This is a genomic window from Micromonospora sp. NPDC023633 (assembly GCF_040640035.1).
In the GTDB taxonomy this organism is placed as follows: Bacteria; Actinomycetota; Actinomycetes; order Mycobacteriales; family Micromonosporaceae; genus Micromonospora.
This window is the reverse complement of the sequence record NZ_JBFABB010000212.1, coordinates 1-6,703: the sequence shown is the minus strand read 5'-3', so window position 1 is coordinate 6,703 and position 6,703 is coordinate 1. Positions and strand designations below refer to the sequence as shown.

Annotated in this window: 7 protein-coding genes and 1 pseudogene; 6 read left to right on the top strand and 2 right to left on the bottom strand. The window is 75.2% G+C overall.

The features are described 5' to 3' along the window. The first annotated feature begins 440 nt into the window (after positions 1 to 440). The 6 genes and pseudogenes from AB0G13_RS33415 (at position 441) to AB0G13_RS33390 (ending at position 5,100) form a co-directional block, all read left to right on the top strand. Positions 441 to 1,754, top strand: coding sequence for a hypothetical protein (locus tag AB0G13_RS33415; protein ID WP_357883283.1), 1,314 nt, complete (start codon positions 441 to 443; stop codon positions 1,752 to 1,754). 56 nt (positions 1,755 to 1,810) lie between these two features. Beyond that, positions 1,811 to 1,951, top strand: a pseudogene (locus tag AB0G13_RS33410) (ABC transporter ATP-binding protein); the annotation flags it as partial. Positions 1,952 to 2,270: 319 nt separating this feature from the next. Beyond that, complete coding sequence (locus AB0G13_RS33405; RefSeq protein ID WP_007465625.1) at positions 2,271 to 2,480, top strand: helix-turn-helix domain-containing protein; 210 nt, start codon at positions 2,271 to 2,273, stop codon at positions 2,478 to 2,480. A 215-nt stretch (positions 2,481 to 2,695) separates the two neighbouring features. Continuing rightward, positions 2,696 to 2,797 carry an AURKAIP1/COX24 domain-containing protein gene (locus tag AB0G13_RS33400; RefSeq protein WP_007465623.1) on the top strand — a complete coding sequence of 34 codons (102 nt, stop codon included), beginning with the start codon at positions 2,696 to 2,698 and terminating at the stop codon, positions 2,795 to 2,797. A gap of 120 nt (positions 2,798 to 2,917) precedes the next feature. Continuing rightward, positions 2,918 to 3,991 carry an NAD-dependent epimerase/dehydratase family protein gene (locus AB0G13_RS33395; protein ID WP_357883280.1) on the top strand — a complete coding sequence of 358 codons (1,074 nt, stop codon included), beginning with the start codon at positions 2,918 to 2,920 and terminating at the stop codon, positions 3,989 to 3,991. A gap of 206 nt (positions 3,992 to 4,197) precedes the next feature. Next, a complete protein-coding gene (locus AB0G13_RS33390; protein WP_357883286.1) occupies positions 4,198 to 5,100 on the top strand; it encodes a lysophospholipid acyltransferase family protein in 903 nt (300 codons plus the stop codon). Between the two features lie 21 nt (positions 5,101 to 5,121). Here AB0G13_RS33390 and AB0G13_RS33385 read toward each other — a convergent pair whose 3' ends face one another. Together AB0G13_RS33385 and AB0G13_RS33380 are read right to left on the bottom strand one after the other, a co-directional pair. Then, positions 5,122 to 5,997, bottom strand: coding sequence for an HAD-IB family hydrolase (locus tag AB0G13_RS33385; RefSeq protein WP_357883277.1), 876 nt, complete (start codon positions 5,995 to 5,997; stop codon positions 5,122 to 5,124). Positions 5,998 to 6,123: 126 nt separating this feature from the next. Next, a partial coding sequence (locus AB0G13_RS33380) for a DUF5667 domain-containing protein (protein WP_357883274.1) occupies positions 6,124 to 6,703 on the bottom strand: 580 nt, incomplete at its 5' end.

Here is a 6,703-nt window from a genome sequence, read left to right as displayed (position 1 = left end):
AACGCTCGGCTGGGAAACCCCAGCCGAGCGCCTGCATAAACTACTCGCGGCCTGATCAACAAACCACGTGTTGCGACGACCCCTAGAAACCGCCCTGAGCCACCCGGCCCCTGCCCGCCGGGTCTTCACCGCCGGGGCCGCTGGGCCGCGTACCTGCCGGGCGGTGCTCGCCGGGCCGCTTGATTGGTCGTACCCTTCGGCGGGTGACTGACGGGCAGCCCGGGACGGACGGCCGACCACTGCCGGACGGCACACCGGCCACCGCGACGGGAAAGACCGACCCCGCTGACGGTGCCGAGCCCGCTGATGGGGACAAGCCCGCTGATGGGGACGAACCCGCTGACGGTGCCGAGCCGACTGACGGAGGTGAGCCCACTGGCGGGGCGGAGCCGGCTGGCGGGGCCGAGTGCGCTGCGCCCACGGAGCCGGACCCGCGCGCCGTGTCGGCGAAACCGGACCTGCCCGCCGCGCCGACCGAATCACCCGCGCCGAGCGAGCCGTCGCGGCGGCTGGGGCCGCTCGGGGCGGCGCTGGCGGCGGTCGTGCTGCTGCTGGCCTGTGGCCTGCCCGCGGCGCTGCTGGCCGGCCTGGTGCGGGCGGGCGACCCGCCGGCCCCGGGCCCCTCCGCCGCCGCGGCCGACGACCCCGCCACCGCGGCCGCCCGCCGGCTCGGTGAGCGCATGACGGCGGAACTGGCCCGGCAGTCCGCTGCCCTGCTCGGCGGGGACCGCGCCGGGTTCCTGGCGGTCGCGGAGCCGGCCGCGCACCCGGAGCTGCGCCGCCGGTACGCCGCGCTGCGCGCGCTGCGGGTGACCGCCTGGCAGGCCGGCGCGACCGGCCTGCCCACCCCGGTCGAGGGCCGGCCCGGCGAGTGGCGGCTGCTGGTCGAGTTCCGCTACTGCTTCGTCACGCCGGACTGCCGCACCAGCCGGGTGCTGACCGGTACCCGTTGGCGGGAGGGGGAGCGGCCCCGGCTGATCGCCGTGGAACCGTCCCGGTCCGCCGAGACCGGCACCCGGCCCTGGGAGGTCAGCGAGCTGGCCGTGGCCGTCGGCCCGCGTACGCTCGTGGCCACCACTCCCGCCCTGCGCAGGAAACTGCCCGGCCTGCTCGCCCAGGCGGAGGCCGCCGCCCGGATCGCCGACACGTACGCCGTGGACGGCCGCACGCCGGACCGGTACCGGATCTTCTACGCCGGCCGGGGCGAGTGGCAGCGCTGGTACGGCGGCGGCCGGCCGAAGTGGACGGGCGGGTACGCGGTCACGGTCGGCGGCGGCCACCACGAGGTGGTGCTGAACGCCGACGGGCTCGCCGCCGACGGGGTGGACGACCTGCTCCGGCACGAGCTGACCCACGCCGCGTCCCTGCCCGAGCGGGGTTACCCGGGCAAGGGCACCTGGTGGCTGGTCGAAGGGCTGGCCGAGTACGCGGGCGCCGACGGCGAGCCGATCGACCGGTACGCCGGACTGGCCGAGGTGCGGCGCCTGCTCGGCGGCGGCTGGGACGGCCGGCTCGACAGCCTCAGCCCGGCCGACGACGCCCCGGCCGACCGGGTCAGCGGCAGCTACGGCATCTCCTACCTGGCGGTCCGGCATCTGGTCGACCGGTTCGGCCCGGAGCGGCTGCTCGCCTTCTTCGCGGCCGTGGTGCACGAGCGCGCGCCGCTGGACCGGGCGGCCGAGCGGGTCCTCGGCGAACCCTGGTCCGCCCTGCACGACGAGTGCGTCCGACACGTCCGCGCCGTGGTCGGCTGACGGATCCGAGCGGCGCCGTGGTCCCCGACGGCGCCGTCCGGGGTGGTCGCGGCATTCATGATCGACCGCTGTCGGGCCGCGCCGGCCGACCTGACACACTGGTGCCCGCTCCCAGCGCGGAGCCCCGGTCCGCGTCCGGAAGCGGCCCGGGGCACCCGCCCGGTGGCTCCGGTGGCGCCGCCGGAGCCACCGGGCGCCTTCCGCTCGGCGGGCGGCCCCCGATCCGATCGGGGGTGGGTGGCGTCCGAGGTGCCGGGCAGCGGTTCGACCGCCTGGGGACCGGGCGGCACGGGGACGGCATCGTCCGGACGAGGACCGACCGGACGCCGGGCGCAACAGGTTCGAGAACGAACCGACCGGTCGGGTGGACACCGGCGAGAATCATGATCAGTTGTACGAAGGGATCGCGCCGGTCACAGCCGTCCCGCTACCGTACTGGTAACACGCGCGTCGCCGGTCCGGGCGGGACGAACCCGTCCGGTGGCACGCGCCGGGCATGGGATTGGTCGGTGAGCCATGGCCGGGTCGCAGTCCGACGGACGGCTGTCGGAGGTCAAGTTCCTCACCGTCGCCGAGGTGGCGACGGTGATGCGGGTGTCGAAGATGACGGTCTACCGCCTGGTGCACAGCGGTGAGCTCACCGCGGTGCGGGTCGGCCGGTCGTTCCGGGTGCCCGAACACGCCGTGCACGAATACCTGCGGGGCGCCTTTCAGGAGACCGCCTGACCCTCCCGCGGACCGCCCTCGAGCACGACGTAACGGGCATCGACGGGGGCGCGTTGGTCCTGCTGACGCTCTCCGGCTACCCTGGACCCCGACCGTGACCGCAGGTGCGCCCTGCCGCTTACCCCGCTGGTCCGGTCCGTTGTCCGCAAGCGGTCGCCGACGCCACACCGTGGCGTCATCCGGTCGCCCCGCACGTTGCATCGAAAGGCTTTCGTATGGGCTCGGTGGTCAAGAAGCGCCGCAAGCGCATGGCTAAGAAGAAGCACCGCAAGCTGCTGCGCAAGACCCGCGTCCAGCGTCGCCGTCTCGGCAAGTGACCGGGGCCGGGTTCCGGCCCGGCTCCCGTCGTCACTTGCCAACTGTCGACCCTCGGAGGCTCAGGTGATCACGCCGCGGATGTCCCGGCTCGATCCCACCTGCCGGGGGAGGTGCGCGACATGACCCCCGGTGGCACCCCAGGTGCCCCGGGGGTAGTCGTCGTCACCGGGGTCAGCCGCTACCTCGGCGCGCACGTCGCCGCCCGGCTCGCCGCCGACCCCCGCATCGAGCGGGTCATCGGCGTGGACCAGCCCGAGCCCGGCGCCGAGTTCGCCGACCTGCTCGACCGGGTCGAGCGCGTCCGCATCGACCTCGGCTCGCTCGGCGGCCTCCTCGCCGACCTCGACGTCGACGCGGTGGTCCACCTCGCCCTGGTCACCTCGCCGGACCCGCAGCACGGCGGTCGCTCGGCGATGAAGGACCAGAACGTCATCGGCACGATGCAGCTCCTCGCCGCGTGCCAGCGCGCCCCCCGCCTGCGCAAGCTCGTGGTCCGCTCCTCGACGGCCGCCTACGGGGCGTCGTTCCGCGACCCGGCCGTCTTCACCGAGGAGACCGAGCCGCGCGAGGTGCCGCGCGGGGGATTCGGCCGCGACATCCTCGACATCGAGGGGTACGTCCGCGGCTTCCGCCGCCGCCGGCCCGACGTCACCGCGACCGTGCTGCGCTTCGCGCCGTTCATCGGCTCGACCGCCGACACCACCCTCACCCGCTACTTCTCCCGGCCGGTGGTGCCCACCGTGTTCGGGCGTGACCCCCGGTTGCAGTTCCTGCACTTCGACGACGCGCTGGAGGTGCTGCACCGGTCGATCGTCGAGGACCATCCGGGGACGTACAACGTGGCCGGGCCCGGGGTGCTCTCCCTTTCGCAGGCGATCCGCCGGGCGGGCCGGGTCGCCGTGCCGGTGCTGGAGCCCGGCCTCTCCAGCGCCGCCGCGATCGCCCGCAACCTCGGCTTCGGCCGCTACGGCCTGGACCAGGTCGACCTCTTCGTGCACGGCCGGGTCGTCGACACCAGCCGGCTGGAGCGGGAGTACGGCTTCACGCCCCGCTCCACCGCCGCCGCCTTCGACGACTTCATCCGCGCCCACTACGGCGGGGTCGTGGTGCACCGGGACCAGCTGGCCGTCGCGGAGCAGCTCGTGCTCGACGGGATCCGGCAGGTCCGGGCGGCCGTGCGGGAGGGCTCGTGACCGGGCCGGAGGAGCGGCGCGACGGCCGCTACGACGTACCGCTGACCGTGGCCGCACCGGACGCGGAGCCGGCGCGGGCCAACGGACACCACCCCGCCACGCCCGACGAGCCCGACACGGCCGCCACCGACGAGGCGGTCGCGGACGACGCGCCGGCCGCCGTCGACGAGCCCGGCACCGTGGGCACCGACGAGCCGGCCGCCGCCGTGGCGGACCGGGCGCCGGGCGGCGCGGGTCCGAACGGGACGGCGGTGCCGGACCGGCCCGGCGACCACTGGGACCGCAAGGTCGCCAGGGGCCTGGCGTTCCTGCGTCGGCGGCTCTCCGGCGAATACGAGGTCGACGAGTTCGGCTTCGATCCCGAGATCACCGAGGCGGTCTTCCACCCGCTGCTGCGGATGCTCTACCGGGACTGGTTCCGCACCGAGGTCACCGGCCTGGAGCACGTGCCCGCCGACGGCGCCGGCCTGGTGGTCGGCAACCACTCCGGTACCGTGGCGCTGGACGCGCTGATCCTCTCGGCCGCGCTGCACGACCAGCACCCGGCCCGCCGCTACCTGCGGCTGCTCGGCGCCGACCTGGTCTTCCGGATGCCGGTGGTCTCCGAGATCGCCCGCAAGACCGGCGGGACGGTCGCCTGCAACCCGGACGCCGAGCGGCTGCTCGGCAACGGCGAGTTGGTCGGCGTCTTCCCCGAGGGCTTCAAGGGCATCGGCAAGCTCTACTCCGAGCGCTACAAGCTGCAACGCTTCGGCCGGGGCGGGTTCGTCTCGGCGGCGCTGCGCACCGGCACCCCGATCGTGCCGGTCGCCATCGTCGGCGGCGAGGAGATCTATCCGATGCTCGCCGACATCAAGCCCCTGGCGCGCCTGCTCAAGCTGCCCTACTTCCCGGTCACGCCGACCTTTCCCCTGCTGGGGCCGCTCGGCATGGTGCCGCTGCCGAGCAAGTGGCTGATCGAGTTCTGCCCGCCGATCCCCACCGCGCACCTGACGGACTCCGCCGACGACCCGCTGGTCGTGTTCAACCTCGCCGACCAGGTGCGGGAGACCATCCAGCAGACCCTGCACCAGCTGCTGGAGCGGCGTCCGGACCCGTTCGGCCCGTAGGGGCACGGGCGGGCGGTGTCGTCAGCCGTCGCGGCGGCGACGGTGCAGCGCCAGCCCGGCGCCGACCGCCCCGGCGACCAGGCCGGCCGCCGCGGTGGACGGCACGGCGATCTTGACGGCGCGGCGGCCGGTGCGGAAGTCGCGGACGTCCCAGCCGCGCTGCCGGGCCTCCCTGAACAGGGCGGCGTCCGGGTTCACCGCCACCCCCCGGCCCACCATGGAGAGCATCGGCAGGTCGTTGCACGAGTCGCTGTAGGCGGTGCAGCGGCGCAGGTCCAGCCCTTCGACCGCGGCGAGCTGGGTGACCGCCTCCGCCTTGGCCGGGCCGTGCATCAGGTCGCCGACCAGCCGCCCGGTGTACGCGCCGTCGACGATCTCGGCGACCGTGCCCACCGCGCCGGTCAGGCCCAGCCGCGCGGCGATCACCCGGCCGATCTCCACCGGCGCGGCGCTGACCAGCCAGACCCGCTCGCCGGCGTCCAGGTGCCGCTGGGCCAGCTGGCGGGTGCCGGCCCAGATCCGGGGCGCCATCAGCTCGTCGAAGATCTCCTCCGCGAGGCGCTCCACGTCGTCCACCCGCCAGCCCTCGACGAAGGCGAGGGCGGCCTCCTTGGCCTGCGACATGTCTCCGGCGTGCTCGGTGGCGAGCAACCGGAACCGCAGCTGCTGCCAGGCGAACCGGGCCAGGTCGGTGGTGGTGAAGTAGTTGCGCGCGGCGAGGCCCCGGGCGAACCAGTAGATCGACGCGCCCCGCATCATCGTGTTGTCGACGTCGAAGAAGGCCGCCGCGGTCGGATCGGGCTCCGGGGGAGCCAGGGGCGCGAGGTCGGTCTCCGCCCAGCCGGCGGTGTGACCGTGGGCGTCGGTGCTGACGGTCACCTTGCGGCTGCGGGCCACGCGACCTCCCTCCGCTCGACCGGCGCGTCGTGTGCCTCCGGCGAGGGTAGCCGGGTGCGGGTGACGAACGGCCGCCCGAGGGGTGAACTGTGGCGCGGACGTCCCGGCCGGATTCGGCCGAGGTGGTCAGCGGTCGCCGGGGCAGGCGGCCGGGGCCGGGCCGAGGGCGTCGCTGCCGGCGGGCGCGGGCAGGCCGCAGGCGATCGCCGCGCGCAGCGCGTCGGAGCGCTTGCGGACCGCGTCGAGCAGGGCGAGGGAGCGGCGGGTCCGGTCGCGGTCGGCCCGGCTGGCGTCGTCGAGGAGACCGCCGACCGCCCGGCGCTGGCCGGTGAGGAAGGAGTTGACCGCGTCCAGCGCCGCCGGGTCGGAGCGCTGCGTCGCGGCGGTGGTCAGCAGGCGTACGCCCTGGCGGGTGTCGGCGTCCATGTCGTCCAGCACCGCGCTGAAGCCGTCCTCGTCGCCGCGCAGGGCGGCCGCCTCGGCGAGCCGGGTGCGGGCGAAGTCCAGGAACAGTTGGCCCCGGCTGACGTCCGAGCTGGCCAGCGCGAGCTGGGCGCGTTCGGTGGAGCGCTTCATGCCGTACAGCGCGTCGCCGGGGACGGCGTTCTCGCTGGCGGCCGAGATGCCCGAGAGGGCGACGGCGCCGGCCGCGATGCCGACCAGGACGGCGCCGCGGGCGCGGGCCCGGCGGGCGGTCACCGCCGGC

Bases quoted from the DNA above. Each gene is read 5' to 3' on its own strand.
- AB0G13_RS33405 (WP_007465625.1), top strand. From the start codon at position 2,271: ATGGCCGGGTCGCAGTCCGACGGACGGCTGTCGGAGGTCAAGTTCCTC.
- AB0G13_RS33400 (WP_007465623.1), top strand. From the start codon at position 2,696: ATGGGCTCGGTGGTCAAGAAGCGCCGCAAGCGCATGGCTAAGAAGAAG.
- AB0G13_RS33395 (WP_357883280.1), top strand. From the start codon at position 2,918: ATGACCCCCGGTGGCACCCCAGGTGCCCCGGGGGTAGTCGTCGTCACC.